This window comes from Streptomyces sp. NPDC005303, from assembly GCF_040607335.1.
Lineage (GTDB): Bacteria > Actinomycetota > Actinomycetes > Streptomycetales > Streptomycetaceae > Streptomyces.
In genome coordinates, this window is sequence record NZ_JBEXGM010000040.1 from 13,622 (window position 1) to 36,950 (window position 23,329).

General features: G+C 67.4%; 18 protein-coding genes and 2 pseudogenes. 11 read left to right on the plus strand and 9 right to left on the minus strand.

Features of this window, described 5'->3' with window-relative positions:
- The first annotated feature begins 268 nt into the window (after positions 1 to 268).
- A complete protein-coding gene (locus ABZT93_RS35390) occupies positions 269 to 772 on the plus strand; it encodes a MarR family transcriptional regulator (protein WP_356112405.1) in 504 nt (167 codons plus the stop codon).
- Positions 773 to 881: 109 nt separating this feature from the next.
- Here the strand turns inward: ABZT93_RS35390 and ABZT93_RS35395 are convergent, their stop codons facing one another.
- Entirely contained in the window at positions 882 to 1,844 is a 963-nt protein-coding gene (locus ABZT93_RS35395) for a helix-turn-helix domain-containing protein (protein ID WP_356112407.1), read from the minus strand.
- Positions 1,845 to 2,080: 236 nt separating this feature from the next.
- Between ABZT93_RS35395 and ABZT93_RS35400 the strand changes: the two genes are divergently transcribed.
- From ABZT93_RS35400 to ABZT93_RS35415, 4 genes are all read left to right on the plus strand, one after another.
- Complete coding sequence (locus ABZT93_RS35400; RefSeq protein ID WP_356112408.1) at positions 2,081 to 2,581, plus strand: cupin domain-containing protein; 501 nt, start codon at positions 2,081 to 2,083, stop codon at positions 2,579 to 2,581.
- A gap of 183 nt (positions 2,582 to 2,764) precedes the next feature.
- On the plus strand, positions 2,765 to 4,813 hold the full coding sequence (locus tag ABZT93_RS35405; RefSeq protein WP_356112410.1) for an ATP-binding protein: 2,049 nt from the start codon (positions 2,765 to 2,767) through the stop codon (positions 4,811 to 4,813).
- A 75-nt stretch (positions 4,814 to 4,888) separates the two neighbouring features.
- On the plus strand, positions 4,889 to 5,386 hold the full coding sequence (locus ABZT93_RS35410; RefSeq protein ID WP_356112412.1) for an SRPBCC family protein: 498 nt from the start codon (positions 4,889 to 4,891) through the stop codon (positions 5,384 to 5,386).
- A 320-nt stretch (positions 5,387 to 5,706) separates the two neighbouring features.
- A complete protein-coding gene (locus ABZT93_RS35415; RefSeq protein WP_356112414.1) occupies positions 5,707 to 6,318 on the plus strand; it encodes a hypothetical protein in 612 nt (203 codons plus the stop codon).
- Positions 6,319 to 6,625: 307 nt separating this feature from the next.
- Here the strand turns inward: ABZT93_RS35415 and ABZT93_RS35420 are convergent, their stop codons facing one another.
- Positions 6,626 to 6,775, minus strand: a complete 150-nt coding sequence (locus tag ABZT93_RS35420; RefSeq protein ID WP_356112416.1) for a hypothetical protein — start codon at positions 6,773 to 6,775, stop codon at positions 6,626 to 6,628.
- A 995-nt stretch (positions 6,776 to 7,770) separates the two neighbouring features.
- Here ABZT93_RS35420 and ABZT93_RS35425 point away from each other — a divergent pair.
- Positions 7,771 to 8,403 (plus strand): hypothetical protein, encoded by a 633-nt coding sequence (locus ABZT93_RS35425; protein ID WP_356112417.1) that lies wholly within the window; start codon positions 7,771 to 7,773, stop codon positions 8,401 to 8,403.
- A gap of 288 nt (positions 8,404 to 8,691) precedes the next feature.
- On the opposite strand, the gene ABZT93_RS35430 is transcribed toward ABZT93_RS35425, so the two are convergent.
- Both ABZT93_RS35430 and ABZT93_RS35435 read right to left on the minus strand, forming a co-directional pair.
- Positions 8,692 to 9,141 (minus strand): DUF6234 family protein, encoded by a 450-nt coding sequence (locus ABZT93_RS35430; protein ID WP_356112419.1) that lies wholly within the window; start codon positions 9,139 to 9,141, stop codon positions 8,692 to 8,694.
- Positions 9,142 to 9,175: 34 nt separating this feature from the next.
- On the minus strand, positions 9,176 to 9,910 hold the full coding sequence (locus ABZT93_RS35435) for a GNAT family N-acetyltransferase (protein ID WP_356112421.1): 735 nt from the start codon (positions 9,908 to 9,910) through the stop codon (positions 9,176 to 9,178).
- A 951-nt stretch (positions 9,911 to 10,861) separates the two neighbouring features.
- On the opposite strand from ABZT93_RS35435, the gene ABZT93_RS35440 reads away from it, so the two are divergent.
- Together ABZT93_RS35440 and ABZT93_RS35445 are read left to right on the plus strand one after the other, a co-directional pair.
- Positions 10,862 to 11,263 (plus strand): squamosa promoter-binding protein 15, encoded by a 402-nt coding sequence (locus ABZT93_RS35440; protein ID WP_356112423.1) that lies wholly within the window; start codon positions 10,862 to 10,864, stop codon positions 11,261 to 11,263.
- A 93-nt stretch (positions 11,264 to 11,356) separates the two neighbouring features.
- A pseudogene (locus ABZT93_RS35445) lies at positions 11,357 to 12,159 on the plus strand (IS5 family transposase).
- Positions 12,160 to 12,179: 20 nt separating this feature from the next.
- Here the strand turns inward: ABZT93_RS35445 and ABZT93_RS35450 are convergent.
- Positions 12,180 to 12,452 carry a hypothetical protein gene (locus ABZT93_RS35450; protein WP_356112425.1) on the minus strand — a complete coding sequence of 91 codons (273 nt, stop codon included), beginning with the start codon at positions 12,450 to 12,452 and terminating at the stop codon, positions 12,180 to 12,182.
- 130 nt (positions 12,453 to 12,582) lie between these two features.
- Between ABZT93_RS35450 and ABZT93_RS35455 the strand changes: the two are divergent.
- A pseudogene (locus ABZT93_RS35455) lies at positions 12,583 to 13,207 on the plus strand (IS256 family transposase); the annotation flags it as partial.
- A gap of 109 nt (positions 13,208 to 13,316) precedes the next feature.
- On the opposite strand, the gene ABZT93_RS35460 reads toward ABZT93_RS35455, so the two are convergent.
- From ABZT93_RS35460 to ABZT93_RS35475, 4 genes are all read right to left on the minus strand, one after another.
- Positions 13,317 to 13,862, minus strand: a complete 546-nt coding sequence (locus tag ABZT93_RS35460; RefSeq protein WP_356112427.1) for a GNAT family N-acetyltransferase — start codon at positions 13,860 to 13,862, stop codon at positions 13,317 to 13,319.
- A gap of 162 nt (positions 13,863 to 14,024) precedes the next feature.
- Positions 14,025 to 14,396, minus strand: a complete 372-nt coding sequence (locus ABZT93_RS35465) for a hypothetical protein (protein ID WP_356112493.1) — start codon at positions 14,394 to 14,396, stop codon at positions 14,025 to 14,027.
- Complete coding sequence (locus ABZT93_RS35470; protein ID WP_356112429.1) at positions 14,372 to 14,776, minus strand: acyl-CoA dehydrogenase family protein; 405 nt, start codon at positions 14,774 to 14,776, stop codon at positions 14,372 to 14,374. The genes ABZT93_RS35465 and ABZT93_RS35470 overlap by 25 nt, the downstream gene beginning before the upstream one ends.
- Positions 14,777 to 14,891: 115 nt before the next feature.
- Positions 14,892 to 15,260 (minus strand): acyl-CoA dehydrogenase family protein, encoded by a 369-nt coding sequence (locus ABZT93_RS35475; RefSeq protein ID WP_356112489.1) that lies wholly within the window; start codon positions 15,258 to 15,260, stop codon positions 14,892 to 14,894.
- Between the two features lie 1,105 nt (positions 15,261 to 16,365).
- Between ABZT93_RS35475 and ABZT93_RS35480 the strand changes: the two genes are divergently transcribed.
- Both ABZT93_RS35480 and ABZT93_RS35485 read left to right on the plus strand, forming a co-directional pair.
- The gene (locus ABZT93_RS35480) at positions 16,366 to 22,479 is read left to right on the plus strand and encodes an RHS repeat-associated core domain-containing protein (protein ID WP_356112430.1); all 6,114 of its coding nucleotides are present in this window, start codon (positions 16,366 to 16,368) and stop codon (positions 22,477 to 22,479) included.
- A gap of 95 nt (positions 22,480 to 22,574) precedes the next feature.
- On the plus strand, positions 22,575 to 22,865 hold the full coding sequence (locus ABZT93_RS35485; protein WP_356112432.1) for a hypothetical protein: 291 nt from the start codon (positions 22,575 to 22,577) through the stop codon (positions 22,863 to 22,865).
- Positions 22,866 to 23,329 lie beyond the last annotated feature (464 nt).

Sequence of the window (23,329 nt, forward strand, 5' to 3'; positions counted from 1 at the left end):
GCGCCGTCCTCCTGCTCGTAACCCTGCGCTGCAGCATGGCCCGATCTCCATGTTCTGGAGTGCTCAGTGGGGCCCAACACTGCCCACACCGTGCGCTCGCCGGGGCACGACATCGGGCCCGTGAGACCCTCGCGTCCGGCTCACTTCACCCGGGATGGCACCGGCATGCGCGGAGGAGTTCAGTTCCAGCTCCGTCTGCGGTGGCTGGAACGGGGGCACGCCACACGGCACACCATATTCTTCGAATTCGAAGCAGTAGACTGCGGTCATGCCTGATTCACCGCCGTCGCTCGACCCCGTGCAGCTCGGCGCCTACTTCGACCTCGTCGAAGTGACCAGCCTGCTCCGGCATGCGGTCGAGCAGCAGCTGCGCGAGGCCGGTGATCTCAGTTATGTGCAGTTCCAGCTGCTGGCCCGCCTCGGGGACTCGCCGACGGGCAGCCACCGCATGACCGACCTGGCCGACGGCGTCGTCTACAGCCGCAGCGGCCTGACCTACCAGGTAGGTCTGCTCGAAAAGGAGGGCCTGGTCGTCCGCGCCCCCTCACAGGACGACGAGCGGAGCATCACCGTCACCCTCACCGAGGAGGGACGTGAGCTGCTCGCGAAGGTGCTGCCAGGTCACATCGAGGTGGTCAACAACCTTCTGTTCGAACCGCTTTCGCGCGACGACGTCACAGCTCTCGCCGGCCTGCTGGCGCCGGTGCGCGACCACATGCGCTCGACGCCGCCCCGCTCGGCCGCCTCCCGCCGCCGCAAAGGCGGAGCGTAAGGACTCGACGGGCGTCGGAGCCCCCCGGCGACCGCAGCGGATCAGGACGCGGCAAGACGCCGGGCCGCAGTCGCCGGTGAACGGGAACGTGGGCGGAGGCACTGAGTCGTCAGGCCGGTCGGCGTGCGAACTGCGCTGGTGTCGCTCGGTACTGCTTCTTGAATGCGCGGATGAAGTGGCTGCTGTCGGTGAAGTGCCAGCGCGCGGCGGCCTCGGACACAGTGAGCCGTGACCCGGAGGCGGTCAGTGCCGCGGCGGCTTCCTCCAGGCGTCGGCGGCGGATGTAGGCGCTGAACGACTCGTCCAGACTCGCGAAGGCCCGCTGCAGGGTGCGCACCGAGACGTGCAGGCGCGCGGCGATCGCGGCCGGCGATAACTCGGCGTCGGTGAGCCGGGCATCGGCCAGATCCTTGGCCGCTTGTGCCAGCGCCGGGATGAAGGCGGGCTCACTGTCGTCGAAGTCGTCCAGGACCAGCCCCTTGGCCAGTTCGAGCAGGGCGTTGCGGGCCGCGTGCACGCCCGCCTGGCCGAGGTCGCTCACGGTCCGCTGGACCATGCTGGTGTGTGCCATGAGGATCTGCGCCGCGGGCGAGGTGGCCTGCCCGGCGCGTGGTTTCCCGGCGACCAGGGACCGCAGAGCGTCACCGGGGAAGAAGAAGACGCGCCTGCCGATCTCGGGCGTGGTGTGGAAGTGGTTCTCCGTCACGACGTGGTGCATGAAATAGGTGCCGGCCGAGACGTACGCGTCACCGCCCTGATCGTGCGGGTCCCGCAGGGTCGTCGCACCTCGCAGCCCGACATACAGCCTGACCTGGTCGTGCTCATGCGTACCGACCGCCTGGGTGCGCACGGATGAGGAGCCCCAGGTCTCGTTGACGACCGTGTCCTGCATAGTCACCGAGCGCATGGTTCCCCGGAAGCCGCCGACCGCGGAAGCGCTGAACACCGACATGGGATACAGGTCGCCCATGCGGGCGGTCCAGGTGTCGACGAACAACTCCCACGTTCCCCGCCCCGTACGGGTGGAGTCGACGGTGAACGCGCCCACCTTGGCGCTCGGTCTGCTGCTCATCTGCCCTCCGCGCGCATGGAGTTGTCGCCGGGATCCCATCTCGTGTCGCAAACGTACACGCTTTCTTCGCACGGCCGTTCCTACCCTTGGCCTTAGTTCAACCGTTGACGATCTTCCGTCCGCGAGTGCCGCCGTCCACGCCGGCGCCGCCTCCGCGGGCGCACTGCCCGCTGACGAAGTCGTGGTCCCGCCGACCACTGATCCCCACCTGACCGACCTTCGAGGAGGCAACCGCGATGATTCCCGATGACGATCCGTCCCGGTCCCTGACCGTGGCGCACCCGGACGACCCCGGCACGACGTACGTCTCACTGGTGGGCAACACATACGCCATGCTGGTCACCGGCGAGCAGACCGACGGCCGGTACTGCCTGATCGACATGCGCGTGCCCGACGGCGGCGGCCCGCCCCCGCACCGGCACGACTTCGAGGAGATGTTCACGATCCTCGAGGGCGAGATCGAATTCACCTTCCGCGGCGAGAAGCACACCGTTGGGGCCGGATCCACGATCAACGTTCCGGCCAACGCGCCGCACAACTTCCGCAACGTCTCGGGTGCGCCGGCCCGCATGCTGTGCATGTGCACCCCGGCAGGCCAGGACGAGTACTTCCTGCGCATCGGCGACGTCGTCGAGGGCAAGGACGCGCCGCCGCCGCAGCTGTCGGAGGACGAACTCATGGAGCGCCGCCGCCTTGCGGCCGAACTGGCCGCGACCTACCGGAGCGAGTTCCTCTAGCCCCGGGGACGGCGAGCAGGGACGGCCTACCTCCGACGTGACCGGGGACACGGCCGGTCCCGGACCCGCTCCGGTCACGGATGCGGCCGTGCTGTGTGGTGTGATCGCGATGGGCGGTCCGGCGACGTGACCGCCGACAGGCTGACTGCTACTGCTAATTCCGAGGAGCGCAGATTGCAAGGGGTGGGACTGGCGGACCGGCTGGCCTCGGCACGGGCCGGTGCGTTGGTGGGCAGGGAGCCGGAGCGAGCGGTGCTAGACCGGATGCTGTCGGGGGCGCCGGACGCTCCGCTCGTGGTGTACCTGCACGGTCCCGGCGGCATCGGCAAGTCCTCGCTGGTGCGCTACGCCGCCCGGCAGGCCGAACTCGCGGGCCGCCGCGTGGTGCACGTGGACGGACGGTTCCTCGACGCCGACCCGCGCAGGCTGGAGGAAGCCGCCGCCCCGGCGTGCACCGAACCCGGCGCGGTGCTGCTCATCGACACCTTCGAGCAGTGCCAGCCCCTTGAGGCGTGGCTGCGCGAGACCTTCCTGCCGCGGCTCGCCGACCATGCAATCGTGGTGGTGGCCGGCAGGACCGCCCCCGATGCCGAATGGTCACTGGACCCCGGGTGGGCGCAGCTGTTCACCGAACTGCCGATACGGCCGCTCGATCCCGCCGAGTCCGACGCCCTGCTCGCCGCCCGGGGTGTCCCCGCCGAGCAGCGCGGCGCCTTCGTCGCCTTCGCCGGAGGCAGCCCGCTCGCCCTCTCGCTGGCCGCCTCCGTGCCTCCGGCGGCACCCGGCGCACTGTGGGAGCCGACCGGCGACATCCTGACGACCCTGGTCAAGCGGCTGGTCGGTGACCTGCCCAGCGCCGTCCACCGACGCGCCCTCGAGGTCGTCGCGCAGACCTACGTCACCCGCGAGCCCTTGCTGCGCGCCGTACTGGGTGACGAGGATACTCATACGGTGTTCGCCTGGCTGCGCCAGCTGCCCTACATCGAGGTCACACCGGAAGGGCTGCACCCGCACGACGCGGTGCGGGCGACCCTCGAGGCCGACCTGCGCTGGCGGGACCCCGAGCGCTACGACGACATCCGCGCCCGCATCTCCCTCGCCGGCCTGCACGCCGTGCGCTCCGCCACCGCCGACGACGCGCTCTTACGAATCGCGGAATGGATGTTCCTCTTCCGCGACCACGACCGCCCGGACAACCTGTACGACCACCGGAAGCACCCCCACATCGAGGACGCTCCGCTGCGGCCCGAAGACGTGCCCGCCGTGCTGCGTATGGCCGAGGAGGCCGAGGGCCCGGCATCGGCAGCCGCGGTCGCGCACTGGCTGCGCCGCCAGCCGGAGGCCTTCCGCGTCCACCGCTACACGAGCTCCACCACACCCGTTGCATTTATGGCCATCCTGCGGCTGGACGCACCGCTGCCCGAGGACCGCGCCGCAGACCCGGTGATCGCGGCAGTCTGGGACCTCGTGGAGACGGCCGCTCCCCTGGGACCGGGCGAACACCTCGGCATCCGCCGCTTCGCGGTGCAACCCGGCGGGCGACAGCGGCCCTCACCCCTGATGGAACTCAGCAGCCGGCGCACCATCGCCGAGGAGATGAGGAGCCACGGACGCGCGGTGACCTTCACCGTCTTCGAAGACGCCGACCGGTGGGGACGCTACCTCGCCGAGGCCGGAATACCGGAAGTCGCGGCCGTGGACGTCGGCGGCCTGCGACAGCACGTCTTCGGCCGGGACTGGCGACGGCAGACGGTGGAAGAGTGGGTGCAACACTGGGCGCGCACCGCACTCACGCCCCTGACGACATGGCCCGCAACCGCCTCCGCGAGTGGCCCGGGCGACCAGCTGCCGCGACCCGCGTTCGTGGAAGGCGTACTCGAGGCGCTGCGCACCTGGCACACCCCGCGCGAATTCGCGACCAGCGCCCTGCTGCACTCCCATCTCGTGACGCCCGGCTCACCCGACCCGACCGCCGACCTGCGCGGTGCCATCACCACCGCCCTCGACGCGATACAGATCGACCCAGCGGGCGTCAAAGCCCACGAGGCCCTCACCACCACCTACATCACGGCCTCCCGCACTCACAGGGCCGCCGCCCGACGACTCGGGGTGCCCTATGGCACCTACCGGCGTCACCTTGCTCTGGCCAAGGAACGCCTCACCGAACAACTGCTGCGACAACCGGCCACGACACCCACACCGACGCCGCCACGCCGGTTGCCGAGGGAATGACCTGTGGGCACCGCTGAGCACGGCTGAGCAGCCCACATGTGTGCCTCGGGAGGCGCTGGCCGCGATGCTCGTGGCATGACCAAAACGAGTGTCCCGATCACCGTCTTCGCCCGTACAACGTCCAGCCCCGCCCACACCTACCAGGTCATCGTGCCGATCGACCTCGCCCAGGTGTTCAAGCCGTGGGGACCGCTGCCCGGCGTCGCGGAAGTGCGCGACCAGACCGGCACCTGGAACCGGCCGGGGACGTCGCGCCAGACCTGGTTCACCGACGGCTCCAAGGCCGACGAGCGTCTTACCGAGATCGCGGAGGGGCACGGGTTCGCCTACGAGCTGAGTGGCTTCACCAACGTGCTGGCCAAGCTGACCTCCGGGGTGCGCGGCGAGTGGTCGTTCCTGCCCGACGGCACCGGCACGTCGATCCGGTGGACCTACGACTTCCGGCCGCTGCCCGGCCGCCGCTGGATCGTCGCGGGGCCGTTCAAGCAGCTCTGGATCCGCTACATGCGCGCTGCACTCACCAGGATGGTGACCGTGGTGCAGGAAACGCCCAATGCCATCATGGAGGAGTGAGCGACCTGAGCTTCGGCGCCTTAGCCTCGATCTTTCGTAAGGGTCCACCGACGGAGTCGGTGGACCCTTACGTTTTCCGGAGCTGATGGTGGGCAGGTCGGCTGCCCGGCTGTCACGTCGCCTCGATGGCCCCGCGCACGATCGCGGCCAGGATGTCGGGTGGCAGGGCCTCGGCCTGGGTGGTGGCAGTGCCGGAGAACGAGCGCCGATCGGTCGCCTTCGGCAGGGCGGTCGGCAGGTTGTAGGGGCCGCGGCCTGTGACGTCGCCGTCTCCCCCACCGGTCGTTAACCGGGGAACACGCCCGCGAAGAGGAGAACCGATGCGCCTCCGTACCGCCCTGACTGCCCTGGCCGCCCTCGGCCTGGCCATGACGTCCACCACCGCTTACGCGGCCTCCTACCCGGCGGGCAGGCATTCTCTGGTCATCGACAAGATCCAGATTTACGACATCTCCCACACCGTCGACTCCCATGAATACTGCGCCGAGGTCTACGGCAGGGTCACCGTCACCCACGCGGGGAAAACCCTCGTCTTCTTCAACGCGACCCGGGACCACTACCAGCAGGTCTGCGAGCCGAACCGTCCCCTCAACTGGGGACTTCAGGCCGGGTACCTCCAGGGCAGCAGCGACCCCCTTACCGGCGACTTCACCGGCGACGAGAAGCGTGACGAGCCGTTCGTCTTCCACGTCAACCTGTGGGACGCCGACATCATCGGCGCGACCCCTCTGGTCAAACACCAGACTGTGAAGGTGTGGCCGGAGAGGGTCGGAATCATGCCCGAGAGGGTGGACTTCGAGGACGGCACCCGCCTGCCAGGACACCGCCTGCACCGGGACGGACACACCTACGTACGCGTCCAATACGACACGACCAACGACGACCAGTCCAGCATGGAGGATCTCCCGCCGCTCGTCGACTTTGGCGACTGAGCTGGAAACACAAGAAGCCCCCATCAGCCTTGTGGGCTGACTGGGGCCTCGGGGTGGGTCAGGTCAGGCTGCGGCATTCCCACTTCGACAGGGTCACCGGCGCCACCCTCTCGGCGAGAGCAAGTTGTAGATGACCTCCTCGCCGCCCGCAGAGCAGCCGCCACGATCCAGTCGCACCGGCCCGGCGTCGGCGGGGCTCGATGCTCTCGGCACGGCAGCGCGCCACCCGAATCTGCTCGGGCCTGCGTTCCTCGCCCAGGCACGCCGCGATGGACGTGTGCGTCATCGCGTCAGGGCTCCCGATCCGTCAGTCGTTGCCGTCGCTCTTGCGGGTGCCGCCGCCGTCCGAGGGGATGGCGTTGCGGCCCCGGGCGGCGACGATCGCCCGGCGGGAGCGGACCAGGCCGCCGGTCGACGGCCCGGACGTGGCGGGCGGGAGCTGGACGGGACTCTGCATGAGAACCCTCCTCCTGATCGGTCGGGCGGGCCCTGGACGGCACGGCCGCGAACACCAGCCAGTACAGCCACGGAAAGCACTGGCGGTAACCCCGTCATGGGGCCCCCACGGTGGGTATGGTCGTTGGGCTGGCGCTTCGTCATTCCACGAGAGCTCTGGGGGACTTGTGGACGACTTACCGCCGTCACCTGCCCAAGTGCCGCGCCATCTGCCGGCCGACCCCGTGTTCGTCCGGGCCCCTGCGCGAGCGAGACTTCGTGCCTGTTCCTGAGGCCGACATGACATGTGGGTGGTCGTAACGACCTGTCGAGTCATTCCCTGCAAGCGGGACGGGCGTCCAGCGCCGCGCACAGGCGCTTGGCGATGGGCTGGTACCGCTGGACGAAGCTGAGGTCCTTCAGCTGGTCGGGCTCGGGCAGCTGCCGGTGCGGAGAAGGCCAGCGCCCGGAGTGTGTCCATCCAAGGGGGCGTAGCCCGGCGCGGTTCATGTCCCGGTCGATCGTCGACTGCGCGCTAGGGGCGTCGCGTGGCAGCGGCCGGACCGACGGCACACCGGTGGCAGCAGGCGCGAACGCGTAGCCGCCCCGGACGCAGCGGTCGACCGAGCCTGTGCAGCTCCGGCGGAAGGCGTGGTGACGCGGGGACTCCGGGGCCAGTGCCGGATGGCGGGCAGCAGGCGGGCGGGCATGCTGCCCGTGTGGCGCCCAAGCCGTGCGATTACTGCGCCACTCACATCCTGGTCCATTACGGTCATCCGTTGTGATCGTCGTATGCCCGGTCTGACTCTCGATCGGGAAGCGGGGCTGGGGCTCGCCACGGCCGCGGGGCCGTGCCCCGGCCCGCCGGTGGTGGTGGTGAATGCCATCCTCGAACCCGGTGGCAGGACGGTGACAATCGGGACGGATCCGTAGCGGACGTACAGGGCAACCGTCACGGGCGGTGGTGGGTCGTACGGGGGGCAAGGGCACAAGCCCGCGCATTCGACGGGGGAACCAATGGGGGAGACCATGCAGATCCGTACCCGAGGCATCCGTACCACCGTGGCCGCGCTGGCGGCCGTGGCCGGTATCGCCGCAGCCGCTTTCCCGGCCGCCGCCGCCATCACGCCGGCCTCCGACACGCCCCGGTTCCTGGAGCCGACCGACCTGCCGCCCCACCCGGCCTCGCCGTGGTACGCCGGAGCGGTCACGGCCGGCCAGCCCGACCCGCTGCCGATGTGCGTGGGCGACGCGCTGCCGTCCACCACCTGGCACCGGGAGTACTGGACGGAGTACGACACGAACGCCCAGCAGCTCACGGTCGAGGGGCGCAGCGAACAGTGGGCGAAGGACTTCGCGGCGCTGCTGCGCAAGGACCTGGCCGGCTGCGCGAAGAAGCTCATGCAGCAGGACCCGGACATCACGGCGACGCAGAAGTACTACGGCCGGCTGAACGTCGAGGAGGGCGCCGACGTCTACGGCATCCACACAGCCTCTGCCTGGGGCTCCTCCGACATCGGCCTTTTCTCGGTCGGCCGCGACGGCGCCACCGTGACGGTCGTCCGGTGGGGCCAGATGGGCACCTTCCAGCACGCCCAGGTGGCCGACTTCAAGACCACCACCGTCACGGCGGTGAACAAGCTGTACTGAGTGCCGGTTCCGAACCCTGAACAAGCAGGTCAAGGGCCAGCGCAAGCGTTCGGGGAACGGTCACGGTGACCGTTCCCCGAACGAAACTGCGGAGGTTGGCGTGACGGAGCGAGAAACGGGCGAATCACCCTCCGGACATCTCGCACAGGGCCGCAGCCGAAGCCCTACAAGAATTGGGCTCCGCCCCCCTTGCTGTCCCACCAAGCCAAGACCGCCCCCGGCCTGGCCCCCCAAGTCAGCAGTAGTAGGACCGTCGAGGGAACCCAGCACCACCGACCGTTGTGGGTTCTACCGGTCGGTCCCGTGGTTCGAGGGAGTGCGCGGCATCCCGGCCCTCGTTGGTGGCTTAGGCGGGTGGGCACGCTCGTACTGACCGTGCCAAGCAGCGATCGTGAAAGACAGCGCAATGGCTGCCACGAGCAGTTGGACCGCTCCTGCGAACGGATGTGCCGAGTACAGGAAGATCACGGCGATCACGAGCACGCCCAACGTGAACCCGCCGAACCAGAGGACCGGAACCCAGTCCATCGCGGGTGCCACAATTTGCTCGTCCGCACGGCCCCATCCACGGATGACCGACGTCAGCCCCAGCAGAAAGGCGACCGGGGTTTCGACGAGCAGCACGATCAGGCTTATGCAACCACCCGCGAACCCGTCGCTTCGCGCCTCTGAAGGCCTTCCAGGCCGGCAATCGTTCCCCGGCAAGCGCGATATACGCGAAGTCGGCTCGAAGCGCATGGTCACATGCTCGTGCGTCACTCCGTGCACTGCATCACGGTTCACCAGGCCGAGACCGAGTCGTGGCCGAACTGAGCACTCCGCCGGGCCTCCTCGTCGCCTCCTGGAGGCCCGCGCGGCTGTCGTCCGAAAGGCCGAACATCGGCAGACAGGACGACAGCCCGACGATCGAGACCGGGACATGCTGGTGCATCTCCCAGCGGGCTCGCGTCAGCCTCAGCCGCCGCATGACCGCAGGCTGGCCACGCACCACATGCCGCTCGACACCGTCGAGTTCGTAACCGTGTTTCATGGATACGGTGAACGAGGAGGCGTTGTCCTCGAAGGCACCCGACATGGCCTCGAGTGCGTTCAGGCCGGCGAAGGCCAGGTGCAGCACTGCGGCACGCATCTCGGTACCGATCCCTTGCCGCTGGAACCGTGCCCCGAGCCAGGAGGCAGTGCTCACCTCCCGCAGCATGGCAAAGTCCCGGGCGGCGATGGTCTGCAGGCCGACGACCTGGTCATGGGCAAAGACAACGAGGTTCAGGGCCCAGTTCTCCGGTGACCAGTTCCCCCTGCGCAACCAGTGGTGCTGCACCACCGAGCGCGCTCGGTCCCCTGGAGGCAGGTCGGTCCACGGCACGAGGAAGGGCATGCGGTCCGGCTCGTGGATGCCTTCTGCCGCAAGCTCGCCCAACTCGGCCAGCTCATCCTCGCTGGGCAGTCGCAGCTCCAGGCGCGGGGTACTCAAACGCAGTCCCACCAGGGGCCAGTGGTCAATCAGCATGCGTCATTGTCGAAGACGAGAGCAGCCGCGGTCATCTGATTTCCACGCTCAGGCAGACACGAGGTTCGACCTGTGAGTCACGGGGGCGGCAGGCGACGCACAAACCCAAGTAGTCTCACTTCTGATGGACATTCCTGAGTGCGTTGATCAACAAGTGGTGTCCGAACTCATCGACAAGCGGTGTCCGCTGTCACCTACGAAGCCAAGCCAACGGATTGATGCCTCTGCGCCGCCCCGCGCCGCCCCGAACCACCGCCAAGCACACGACCTCGCCGACGAAAACTCCCGGCGCGTCGAGTTGGGCGTCGTGGGAGTCGCCGGGGCCGCCGAATCCGAGGTGGAGCAATGCGGCCAGGGCGGTACCGGGCACGGGCAACGCTCGTTCGCCAGGAACCGATTCAGCGGGCCAGCGCTTTGTGCGTGCTGCGGGGCACCGCCCGGTCGGGTGCGAGCGGGAGGCAGTTCGGTGACGGCAGTCCTGCGGGCGGTGCCCGTGGTGGGCGAGACAACGTGGTCGTTCCTCAACCGGGCGGCGGCCGCATACGGGATGGAAGCCGCAGGTGCTGAGGTGTTGCTCGATGCGGTGGCGCAGGAGCAGCTGGCCGGGTGGTGCGGGGTGCCGGCGGGGCATCTGGCGCGACCCAGAAGACCCTCGTCGACGAACTCATCGCCCTGGCCGGCACCGTGCCGGCGTGGCGGCCGCGGATCTCCGACAGCGCCTGGCACACCCTGTCCACCCTGCTACCCCCACTGCCCCGCTACGACAGCCGGTTCCGCAGTGAGCGCCGGTCAGCAAAGTGGAGTACCTCAGAGGAAGTCGATGGGAAGGCGGGGAGGGCTTGACTTCTGATCGTTTCACAATGAGACGTGCAGGACGGTTGGAGAGGAGGCACGTGACGTGGCAGGGAAAAGTCGGGCAGGGACGCTGGCCGCTGCTGTAGAACCATGGCTATGAGCTGGGTGGCTAACGTGATGATCTCGGTCGACTCGGCCGACAATGCAAGTGCGGAGGCGTTGAGCGAGTGGTTGCGGACGGATGCCCCTCGTCGTGCTCAATCAGAGGTTCACGGTGTCGGGTTCTTGAAACTGCTCACCAGCCCTGAGACCAACCAATGGGGTGGCTGGAAACACCCCGAGTGCGAGGTGTGGGCGGGTGCTCTGAACCATGCCGACCTCGACGCCCTCAAGCAGCGTGTGTTCGAGATGCCGTGGCGCGAGCCGAACCTGGTACAGCTCCTGATCATGGATCAGGAGGAGGGGTTCTTCCGCATGTGGATGATCCGGGACAGCGAACTGCGGCAGTTTGCACCGCTGCAGCCAAATGAGGAAGACGAGGGCTTCTACCTGGGCTGACGAGCTGGACGTGTGGCTCACGCCGAGCTTCTCATCGAACGTCATGTCCGGATGCTCTTGCACTCGATGATCTAGGTCGACAAGGTGTCAGATGTGCCTGCAGATCCCGTTCCTGATGACCTTTGGGAGCGCATCGCCCCGCTGCTGCCACCGGCACCCGAGCGGCGCCGCCGTCATCCAGGGCGGTTGCGCGTTCCCGACCGGACGGCGCTCGCGGGTGTGATGTACGTCTTGCGGACTGGTGTCGCCTGGCGGGACGTCCCGACGGAGACCGTGGGGTGCTCGGGAGTTGCGGCCTGGCGCCGACTGCGCGACTGGACCGAGGCCGGCGTCTGGCCCCGCCTGCATGCCGTCCTGTTGGACGAGTTGCGCCGCGCCGGCCAGCTGACCTCAACGACTGCGCCGTGGACGGCTCGCATGTCCGAGCGCTCAAAGGGGGATCATGTCGGTCCCTCGCCTGTCGATCGAGCCCCACCCGGCTCCAAGGCATCACCTGATCGTTGACCGGCACGGAACCCCGCTCGCTGTGACGCTCACCGGCGGCAACCGGCACGATGTCACCCAGCTTCTACCCTTGCTGGACGCGGTCCCGCCGATCCGGGGTCTGCGTGGACGGCCCCGCCACAAGCCCCAGCCGTTGTACGCCGACCAAGGCTACGACTTCGACAAGTACCGCCGCCTGCTGTGGAAGCGAGGCATCAAGCCCATGATCGCCCGACGCAGCGTCGCCCACGGCTCCGGCCTGGGCAAAACCCGATGGGTCGTCGAGCGCACCTTCGCCTGGCTCCACCAGTTCAAACGGCTCCGCATCCGCTACGAACGACGACGTCCATCAGAGCCTGCTCGAACTCGCCTGCAGCCTCATATGCCTCCGCCGCCTCCGAACCTCATTCTGAAACGATCAGTTAGAGGGTGTTTACATCGCAATTGCAGGCATTTTGATTGGTATGCGGATCGGCTGCATGGTGCTGGTGATGCTTGAGGGACTGGCGATGCCGAGGTGGCGATGAGGCGGGCGTCTCGCCTGCACTCCTCCTGTTTGCTCCAAAAAAACGGCGGGCCTCTCGAGGTCGGCATCAAGCGCGAGACGCAGGCCGGTCCCGTCCTGGTGGGCACCTGGGGGCCATTCGTCACGCGCTGCGAGCCAAGAGGATTGCAGCCGGCCTGTGGGTGCGATCAGTTCAGGCATGCGGCCGACGCTAGCAGTCGTTCGTCCCTCGTGATCACATTTTTTGCGCTGGTCGGCACTCACGGCTGCTCGCTGTCATACCGGGTGGGACGTGAGCATCTACGACCTTGATCCACTTTCGCAACAGGCCCTAGTGCTGATGTGCGTCCGTGCTGACGGCACGAAAGGGCTGATCGCCATGAACGATGGCTACCGCGAGTCCGCCGACTCCTGGGCCGACCTGCTGCGCGACTGCCAACGGCGCGGGATGCGCGCTCCCGTCCGCTCGGTCGGCGACGGCGCACTCGGCTTCTGGAAAGCCCTGTCCGAAGTGTTCCCCGAGACCCGGCACCAAAGGTGCTGGGTTCACAAGATCGCCAACCTTGCGAACGCCCTGCCGAAGTCCCCTCAGCCCGGCGCGAACAAGGCCCTGCAGGAGATCTACAACGCCGAGGACCGCGACCACGCGCTTTAGGCCGTCGCCGCGTTCGCCAAGAGCTACGGCGCGAAGTTCCCCAAGGCTGTCAAGAAGATCACCGACGACGTCGACGAACTGCTGGCGTTCTACGACTTTCCCGCCGAGCACTGGATCCACTTGCGCACAACGAACCCGATCGAGTCGACCTTCGCCACCGTCCGCTTGCGGACCAAGGCCACCCGAGGTGCCGGCAGCGCGGCCGCCGCCTTGGCCATGGTCTTCAAGCTCGTCGAGTCCGCCCAGGCCCGCTTGGCTGGCCGTGAACTCACCTCACCTCGTCGCCCTCGTCCGCGCCTGAGCCCGCTTTCGAACGCGGACAGCGCATCGAGCGCACGCAGCCCCTCTCGGCATGACAACCTTGCGGCCCCTGTCGTCGTGCCCCACCTGGGCCAAAATCAGGATGGGTGTCACAAAGGCGACAGCATCATGAGGACCTCATCGCGATCGTCGTCGGAGGCCAGCCGCAGAGCGCCGGGCCACCTGCCAATCTCTTTCCAGCCGAGTCGGCCATAGAACTCTTCGAGACCGACACCACCGCGGGCGGCAAGGTGCAGCTGCTCCAGGCCCATCTCGTCGCGGGCGACCTCACGGACCCGGTTCATCAATGCCGCGCCGATCCCCTGGCCCCGGACGCCGAGACGGGTTTGCAGGTGGTGAATCGTGCCCCAGTGCGCGACGGGCGGGTGGGGATCGCAACGGATGTTCAGCCAGCCCGCGACGGTGCCATCGGCCAGGGCGATCAGAAGGCGGCTGGTCGTTGGGGCAAGCATCTCGATGATGCGGTCAAGGACAGCGGTGACCTCGGCGGCATCCACCGGCGGAAAGGGGAACCCGGCCGCCCCACCCGCATTGCTCACCTCGGTCCAGCAGTCCACGAGGGTCTGCTTCAGCTCGTGAGTGATCTCCTGCGGGTCAACGATCTGGATGAAGCCAAGGGCGTTGCTGCTGGTCATGGGGACGAGTGTCACAAACGAGCTGCGCTCGTCGACACTCGGGGCACCCACCCGAATTTCGCTGGCGCAGACAATGATCCACAGGCTTTGACAATTACTCCGCGGGGTGTGCGTGGGCGCGACGGTGCCGCCGGAAGCGGATCCGCACGCCGGACGAGGGCGCTAAAACGATCTCCCTATCCCCGACAGCGTCAGGTACTCAGTAGCCGACGGTGAAGCGCCGGTTGAGGTGCGGGGGGTTTCGATCTCGTCAAGGAGAGCGGCGGCGTAGTCCTCGTAGGAGATGCGGGCCTGGCCGTCGTCGCCTACGACTGGCTGGTCAAGACCGGTGCGGTAGTGGCCGGTGCGCTCGCCGGGCGCGAAGTGCACCGGCGGCGGGGAGAGGTACGTCCAGGTGACGTCGTTACCGAGCGCCTGGTAGGCGTCGAGGGCCTGGATCTGGCCGATCGCGTAGGACTTGTACTCCGGCGGGAATCCGGGTGCGTCGAAGAAGCGCACGCCGTCCTCGTTCAGGAGGCTTGCCCCGCCGCCCATGTGCATGATGCGCGGCCCCTTGGGGCCGAGGCGCGGACAGCGGCGGCGGTGGCCACCGCGTCGGTGTACAGGCGCGCGTCGGGGCCGCCGACGGTCAGCACCAGCACGTCGGCCCCTTCGGCCAGGCTGGCGACCGTCTCGGTGTCGGTGGCGTCGCCCACCACCGGACGCACCCCCTCGGGGACCGCTTGGAAGGACCCGATCGCTCGGCCGAACTGCACCCGGTCCTTGGCATTGGCGACCGTGAGATCCAGACAACGCTGGGCAGCCCCCACCTGCTCGGCAGCCAGCGCCGTGCAGGCCTGGTCCATGACATGTCGCAGGACGCGTCCCGCGTCCCGCGTCACCGTCCTGGCCAAAGAGGCGTCCTTCAACTCCATCGAGTACCACGCGTGTCAGGTGCGGGTCTGGTCCATCGCCACGGTCGGCTCACAGCGAAGGCCGGTCTCGTCACGGCCACTTCGAAGAGGGACAGCCCGGCCGGCGTTTGGGCGGCTACCAGCAGGAGTTCGGCATCCGCACCGTCCAGGACGTACTCCTCGGTTCCCGTGATGCGCCAGGTCCCGCCGGAGACGGGGACAGCCTGAGCCGCGATCTGGTCGGGGTCCCAGGTTCCCCGCTCGGCCCAGGCCAAGGCCCCAACAGCTGTCCTGTCCCGAGAGGCGGCAGCAGGCGTTGGCATGTTTCCTCGTCGCCGGATGCCAGCAGTGCCTGCGTGGTGAGCACCGCCGAGCCGAGGTACGGCACGCGGCTGAGGACACGTCCCAGTTCTTCCATGACGACGTGCACTTCCTGGGCCCCGTAGCCCGCGCCACCGTACGCCTCGGGTACGGCCGGGCCTGCAACACCGATCTGCTCGGCCAGGGGCTGCCGGGCCCTCGTAGCGCGTGAGCAACGATCGCACGGCGGAACGTAGTTCTCCTTGTTCCTCCGTCGGTCTCATCTGTCTACTCCTTCCTCTGTCAGGCCAGGGACGGCACACCTGGTGGGGCTTCCCACACACGGCGTCGGGCACGACGCTGTGCTGCCGTCTGCCGCGCGTCTCTGGCTCCACCAGCTACACGTCGACCAGCACCCCAACCCTGTCGTCCTCGGTGATGCCGGCAGCCTCACGGAGCCGTGCACGCTCCGCCGGGGACGGGAGCTGCGGCTCCTGCACCACGTGCAGGGGAGAGACGGGATCGTCCGCGAGCAGCACCACCTACGAGATCCGCATCCCCGCCGAAACGAGGGACGCGCAAAAGCTCGGATTGGCAAACGCGGCGGCCCGGCGAGAGCGGTTGCGCCCCCGGGGCCCTTATCTGAGCGCGCCCGGCCTGATCCGGCGCCTCCACCATCGAATTGCACTCTCCCGTCAATGCAGGACCGCGCCCCTTCTCACCTTCCCCCGCGACGTAGGAACTCCGCCCGGTTCGTCCACTGGTCAAGATAGTGCGGACCCCGCTGGAGACCTGCGGCTCGACGTTGGATAGCTGTTGGCGATTGCCCGCCAGTCGGCGGATTTTCCCGAAAAATCCGAATTATCACCCAATTCCATCATGATCTCGTAATGGTCTCCCGGCCTTTCATTGGGCCCCTCTTGGCCATGGCCTTAAGGATCGCTGGGCTCGGTCACAGAGCGTTGTGCCATCCAGGCTCATTTCCGTTGGAGCGGCGACGAAGCGTGACTTGCTGACGACGCGTCACAGGTGCAACCCATATGCAAGCTTGAGGATTTCCCGAGCGCGCCAGGGGCGGAGGGCGGGGGGATGTCATGATCGCGCAGCTTGTACACGTGACATAAGAAGTGTCCGCATGTCTTCGGCGGCGAAAGGGAGTCGCGATGAGATCGCGCAGATGCGCGGGGCGGCTGAGACCCCCGCATGGAAGTAGTGGCACAGCGGTGGTGGTCGCTGGTGCGATGGTGTCGACGCTGCTGGGTGTGACTGTCGGTGCTTCGGCTGCCGAGGCAGCGCCCAGGAGGCACGCGGTGGCACCAGTGGCTTCGCGGCCGGACGCAGTGGCGGCGATGATGGCGGCGAAGTCCCAGCACTCGCCGGTGGAGGTGTTGGACGACCGGAATGACGCATCGCAGACTTTCGCCGACCCGAACGGGACGTTCACCTACAAAGTGTCGGCGCAGCCTCGCTGGGTCAAGCGTGGCAGTGAATGGGCGGCGCTGGACGCGCAGTTGGAGCGGACGAAGTCCGGCACGGTGGTTCCGCTTCGCTCGGAGTCGCCTCTGGTGCTGTCCGGGGGCGGCCGGGGGCCGCTGGCGATCATGACGGTGGACGGCCGGAAACTGTCGCTGTCGTGGCCTTCGGCATTGCCAAGGCCGGTGCTGTCAGGTGACACCGCGACGTATGCAAACGTGCTGCCGCATGGTGTGGACCTGCGGGTGACGGTCACGGCGGCGGGCGGAATCGAGGAGACGCTGGTCGTCAAGAACGCGCAGGCGGCGGCTGATCCGCAGCTCGCGGCCCTCGCGTTGAATACCGTGAACGGCTCCGGGACATCGCTGTCGCAGGACGCCGGCGGCAACGTGAAGATGACGGACAAGCACGGCCGGGAGCTGGTTACTTCGCCGGCCCCGGTGATGTGGGACTCCGCCACCGATGCACCGGCGACCGCCCCGTCTGCGGGCTCGGGCGCTAGCCGGCGGAGTGAACATCCGGAGGCCGACACGGTCTCGACGACGAAGGTTCCCGGTTCGCGGGCTCACACCGGCCGGGTGAAGTCCGCGCTGAAGGGCCGACGTCTGACGTTTTCCCCCGACCTGTCCATGTTGAAGGAGAGTTCTACCGCCTACCCGGTCTACATCGACCCGGCGTTCACCCCACACCCGGCGTCGGGCTCGACGCTGCACTACGACGAGGTGCAGCAGGCATATCCAACGGTCTCGAACTACGACACCGGCGGCAGCGGTGGCCTGGCGGTCGGCTACCAGGGCTTCTCGTCCCCGACAGGGATTGAGCGCACCTTCTACAACCTGAGCGTTCCGTCGGCGATCTACGGCGCCCACGTCATCTCTGCGACGCTGAACTCCAAGGTCGTGTACGCAGCAGCCTCGGGGTCGAACTCGACCACCGCGAACGTCTTCTCGATGGGGTCGATCAGTTCGTCGACGACGTGGAACAACCAGCCGGCGAAGGCGACGGGCTCCACGAACCCGAACTATCCGAGCCCCAACGTGTCGAAGGCGTTCACCACGACAAGTTCCAGCCCGAACCTGTCGGTGGCCTTCGACCTCACGGCGGGGATGCAGACCATCGCCAACATCCACAACAGCAACTGGACGCTGGGGCTGTACAACGCCAGCGAGACCAACGACATCGACCTCGTCCGCTTCACCGACAACCCGACGTTCTCCATCACGTACAACAACCCGCCGAGCACCCCGTCAAACCTCTCGATGACGCCGTCCGACGTCTCTGGCTCCACCAGCTACACGTCGACCAGCACCCCAACCCTGTCGTCCTCGGCGACCGACGCCAACAGCGACACGGTGCAGCTCGACTACCAGATCCTCTCGGGATCCACGGTCAAGGCATCCGGGAACACGGCCTTCGTCACGTCCGGGACGGCCGCGACGTGGAAGCCGTCGACGGCACTGCCGGACGGCTCGTACACCTGGCAGGTGCGGGCCTATGACGGTGAGGACTACTCGGCGTGGACCACGGCCAAGGCCTTCACCATCGACACCGCGACCCCGCCCGCGCCCAGCGTCAGCTGCACGGGCTACCCCAGCGGGCAGTGGACGGCGGCCATCAGCGGCGGCACCACCTGCTCGCTGACCGACTCCTCCAGCGACATCACCGGCTACGACTGGAGCCTGGACAGCGGCACAACGACCTACATCTCCGGCACCGCCCCCAGCATCTCGATCAACCCTGCCGCCGGCTATCACACACTGTCGGTGTACGTCGTGAGCAAGGCCAACAAGAACGGCACCACCACGAACTACTCCTTCGGTGTCGGTTCGGCGGGCATGACCTCGCCGGACGACCAAGGCACGACCTCCACCACGTTTCCGCTGCAGGCCGCGGCGCCGCCTGGCTCGGCACAGGTGACCTTCAAGTACCGCAAGGGCACCACGGGCTCGTTCATCACGATCCCGGCCGGCGACGTCACGAACAGCGGTTCGCCGGTGACCTGGCCAGTGGCGACTGCCTCGGCCACGGGCGAGGTGCAGTCGCCGGCGCTGACCTGGAACGTCGCCCACACCCTCAACGACGACGGGCTGCTGCAGATCGAGGCGGTCTTCACCGACTCCTCGGGCAACAGCCCGATCACCACCCCGCCGGTCAACGACACCCTCGACCGCATCGGCACCGGCGCCGACTTCGGCACCACCAAGGTCGGACCGGTCACCATCGGTCTGCAGTCCGGCAATGCCTCCGTCTCGGCGAACGACGTGTCCATCGCCAGCTTCGGCAGCGGACTGGGCGTCACTCGTACCTTCAACTCCCTCGCTCCGACGGCCTCCTCGATCTTCGGCTTTGGTTGGACCACCAGCCTCCCCGTCGAGGGCACCAGTGCAATGTGGTCGTCCGTCACCGAAGCCACCAGCTACGCGACCCTGACCGGCACCGACGGCTCCAAGCTGACCTTCGCCACCGGCGGCACCGACGGCACCGGCTTGACCACCTACGCTCCGCAGGGCCCCGCAGTCACGGCCGGGCTGACGCTGACCAAGAAGTCCGGCGCCTTCACGCTCACCGACATCAACGGCATCGTGACCGCCTTCTCCGTCCCCCAGGGCGGGGCAACAGGCGTCTACCTGCCGACCAGCGTGACCCAGCCCGGCGGCGGCAACACTTCGACCGGCTACGTCTACGACTCCACCGCCGGTGACCCCGGCTACGGCAAGCCCCTGCTGGTGATCGCCGCGGACGCCAACGCGGCCGCCGGCACCCCCAGCACGACCGCCTGCCCGAACCCGCCGTCGGCCGCCACCTGGGATGCCGGCTGCCGCGCGCTGAAGTTCTCCTATGACGCCACCACCGGCAACGTCTCGGAGATTGACTTCGTCACCTCCAACGGCAGCACCCTGACCCAGACCCCGGTCGCCGACTACACCTACGACGCCGCCGGTCGACTGAAGTACGAGTGGGACCCGCGCATCAGCACTCCGCTCAAGACGATGTACTCGTACGACGAGACCGACACCGACTCCGACTACGGCCGCATCACCGCCATCTACCCAGCCCAGAACCGGGGCCTGCCGGCCAACGTGCTGCAGCCGTGGACACTGGCCTACGACTTCACCCCCAGCGACGCCAATTTCGGCAAACTGGTATCGGTCACCCACACCCACAACGCGGCCAACGGCAGCGGCGTGGCAAAGAGCGTCGTCGTCTACAGCGTCCCGCTGACCACCGCGGCCGGCGGCCCGACGAACATGGACTCGGCCACCACGGCCACCTGGGGCCAGCAGGACAGCCCGGTCTCTGCCGTCGCGATCTTCCCAGCCGACCACGCGCCCAGCTCCAGCCCGCCCTCGGACTGGACCTACGCACAGGTCCTGTACTACGACGCCGACGGCCGCGAGGTCAACGAAGCCTCGTACACCAATGGCTGGAACATATCCACCACAGAGTACGACAGTAACGGCAACGACGTCCGCGAACTGACAGCGGGCAACCGGGCCACCGCCCTTGCCGCCAGTGGTTCCTCGGCGACCGTCGCCGGACAGCTCGACACCGAGAACCTGTACTCGGCCGACGGCACCGAACTGCTGGACTCCTACGGCCCGGCCCACCAGGCCGTGGCCGCCGGCAGCCTGCAGACCATCCGCACCCACACCCACGACGTCTACGACGTAGGCGCACCCAACAACGACCAGGACGCCAACGGCAACGCCTACGATCTGGTCACCAGTGAGACTGTCAGCGCAAGCCTTGGCACGAGTGTCCCGGGCAGCTCTGACGTGGACGGTCGCACTACTCAGAACGTCTACAACATCGGCTCCGACAATACGGGCTGGACACTGCGTACCCCGCTGCAGACAACCAACGATCCCGGGACCGGGCACCTTGATATCACCAACGCCGCCGCCTACAACGAGGACAGTTCGCTGTACGGCGGGGAGTCCCTGCCCATCGAAACCCGTATGCCAAGCAACACCGCGGGGGGCGGGGCCGGCACGACCAAAGCCATCTACTACACCGCCGGCGCCAACAGCGCTGACTCCGGCTGCGGCAACGAAGCGGCATGGGCCGACCTCGCCTGCAAGACCAAACCCGCAGCCCAGCCCGGCACGAGCGGCCTGGCAAGCCTGCCCGTCACCAGGTACACCTACAACGTGTACCTGGAGCCACTGACCAGGACCGAGACCTACACCGCGGCAGACGGCAGCACCTCCACCCGCACCACCACGACCACCTACGACAGCGCCGGCAGGTCCGTCGGAACCTCGATCACCACCAGTGGTTCTGGTATGGGCATCGCGGTCCCGGCCACGAAGACCGTCTACGACTCAGACACCGGACTGCCCAAGGACACCCAGAACGTCGCCTCTGACGGCACTGTCACGGCGGATCTGAACACCACGTATGACGACTTCGGCAACACCGCCAGCTACACCGACGCATCCGGAAACGTCGCCACGTACACCTACGACCTCGCCAACCGCATCATCGGCCGCGCCGACGGCAAGGGCAGCGCAACCCTCACTTACAACGGAGGGGGCGACCACAGTGGCGACATGACCAGCGAGACGGACTCGCTGGCGGGTACCTTCACCACCACCTACACCGCCGACGGTGACATTGCCACCCAGAACTACCCAGGCGGCACAGTCGGCACCTACACGTACGACCCCACCGAAACAGCCACCAACCTCACGTACAACAACGCCGCGTGGGCTGAGCCGATCAGCGACAGCATCGATACCAACACACACGGCGACTGGGCGCAGCGTAACGAGTTGAACGGCAGCAAGTCGTACACCTACGACGCTGCAGATCGACTGGTCTCCGTCGCCGACGCCCAAGCCGGACAGTGCACCACCCGCACCTATGGCTACGACGTCGACTCCAACCGGACGTCCACCGCCACCGCGGCACCTGCTTCGGACGGCAGCTGCCAAACCGCCACAGCGACGACGCGAGCCCTCCCCTACGACGCGGCCGACCGTCTGACGGACACCGGCTACACCTACGACACGCAGGGAGACATCACCACCACACCCGCCGTCGACGCCGGCGGCACAAACGCCCTGTCCGCCACGTACTTCGCCAACCACATGATCGCCAGCCAGACCCAGAACTCAGCGACGATGAGTTGGCAGTACGACCCCCAGGACAACAGGGTCGCCACCTACATCGACAGCAGCGGTATCACCCACACCAACCACTACGCGGACGGCAGCGACAATCCCGTCTGGACAAACGACTCGAGCGGCGGCTGGACCCGCAACATATCCACGCCCGCGGGTCTGGTAGCGCAGGTCACGTCGACAGGGACCGTCCTGGCCCTCGTCGACCTGCACCGCGACACCGTGGCCACCGTTGATCCGGCATCCGGTTCGGTGACTGGCACGTTCGCATACACCGAGTTCGGCGCAAGCGAATCCGGAGGGTCGACCGAATACGGCTGGAAGGGGGCGGACCAGAGGTCGAGCAATGCCCTGGGACAGCAAATACTCATGGGTGTCAGGGCTTACAACCCTGACACCGGGCGTTTCAGCCAAGTCGACTCGGTGGTCGGGGGTAGTGCCAACTCGTACGACTACTCCAACCAGAACCCGGTGACGGGATACGACCTCACCGGAACACGAGGCAACTCCAACGCGCAATGGTGCAGCGTCTCGGGACGCTGGAAGACGTGCCGGGCCTATGTCAGTGAATGGCGTACCCACGTAATCATCGACCTCCTCTACGCGGGTGCTGCGGTGTTCGGCGCACTCGCCATCGTCTGCGGATGGTTCTGTGCCTCCATAGGCGCAGGGCTGGGGCTCTTGGCCCCTACCATCCAGGTGATCGATGACTGGGGTGGAGACCGCGGAATCTACTTCCAGGTCTGGTTCTATCGCGTGTCCTGGTGGTGGTGGGGCTGGCACCACAGGTGGGTCTATTCCGGCGGCTACACCTGGCACCAATAGCAGGCTGTGAATGGCGGTGCGGAACCAGAATTCCGCACCGCCACCGCCGCCGGCTGAAGGAATACCTCTCAACTCGTGATCACGGAAGGAAAATAATGAGCCGTCTTTTGGACGTACTGACGTTCGTCAGCGTGTTGTGTATGGCCATCGTCTTGATCACTATCTGTGGTCTGCGTCTGGCGCGCCTCAGAAAGTCGGCCGAATCTGTTGCCGATGGCTCTGCGAAGGCTTGGGCCGGTATCGCACAGGGGGCGGGCCTGATCATTTTGCTGGGGTCGACCCTTCCGGATCACCATCGCCTTCTTTGGGACGGAGTGCTCGTACCGACGGGAATCGCCCTGCTGATGATCGGCCTCTACCTCTACCTCTACCGCAGGGCGCCGTAACCGGAGTGATGCGTCCACCGGCGGCATGGCTGCGGGCCAGTCTCAGACGGGGGTCAGAGGCGACCACCGCTGCGGCCTCGACCAAGTCCCGCGCATGGAATGTGGGAGGCATTGTGATGGTGATGGCAAGGTCGACAAGTCCCCGTCCGCCGGGTCGTCCGCCAGGTGGCCCCAGTACATCGGCCACATGGTGCTCAGCACCAGCACGGGCCCGCGCTGACCATCGTGAGGAGTCACCAGTCCTGTGCGCTGAGTAATTGGATGGAGACGCGGAAGGGCCCACCGGTCACCCGTTGGTGGTGGCGCGTCGTGCGGCCGGTAAGACGATGGAGGAACTCGTCTCCGGTATCCATGCCGCCGGCGCGCGGCGGCACTGCGCTCCGGGATCGACGAAGCACGGGTGCGCGAATGGCAGCGCGGCGTCCGCCCCAGCGATGAATCCCAGGTCTATCGCTAAAGCGCTC